The sequence below is a fragment of the Comamonas guangdongensis genome, from assembly GCF_041079535.1.
GTDB lineage: Bacteria > Pseudomonadota > Gammaproteobacteria > Burkholderiales > Burkholderiaceae_C > Comamonas > Comamonas guangdongensis.
The window spans coordinates 1-778 of record NZ_JBFYGN010000073.1; the positions used below are offsets into that span (position 1 = coordinate 1).

The window sequence follows — 778 nt, forward strand, 5'->3', positions numbered from 1 at the left end:
GGCAACATCGTCGTCACCATCGTGGACGACGTGCCGGTGGCCACCAGCATCAACGCCGGCTCGCTGACCGAAGACGGCGGCGAGACGACGCTGACGGGCAGCGTGGTGCCGGGCGCCGGCAACGGCAACAGCTACGGCGCCGACGGAGCTGCCACCGCAGGCGCAACGACCTGGGGCACGGTCACGGCCAAGCTGGGTGGCGTCGACGTCGACCTGAGCCTGTACGGCACGCTGGTCCAGAACGCCAATGGCAGCTGGAGCTTCGTGCTGGACAACAGCAAGCCGGCCACGCAGGCCCTGAACACCGGCGACACGATCACCGTGTCGATGGGCTACACGCTGACCGACAAGGACGGCGACCAGCGCAGCAACAACGTCACCTTCACCGTCAAGGGTGCGGATGACAGCGGCCAGGTGACCGTGAATGCGGGCAGCGGCGACGATGCCGGCAAGGTCTACGAACACGGCCTGGTCACGGGCGACGCCACCAAGACGACCACGGGCTCGGTGACGGTCAGTGCCACCGACGGCGTCAAGGACGTGACCATCGGCGGCACGACCCACACGGCCAGCGACTGGGTGGGCAAGAGCATCACCACGGCCGACGGCAGCACGCTGACGGTCACCGGGGCCACGACCCACGGCGACGGCAGCATCACCCTGGACTACAGCTACACGCTCAACAGTGCGCAGACCAACGGCGCCTCGGGCACGGCCACCGACGGCAGCGTCACCGACACCATCGGTGTGACGGTGCACGGCGTGGGCGGCAGCTCGG

At 68.8% G+C, this 778-nt stretch carries 1 protein-coding gene; it reads left to right on the top strand.

The annotated features are described in order from the left end of the window. A partial coding sequence (locus AB6724_RS21810; protein WP_369340625.1) for a VCBS domain-containing protein occupies nt 1-778 on the top strand: 778 nt, incomplete at both ends.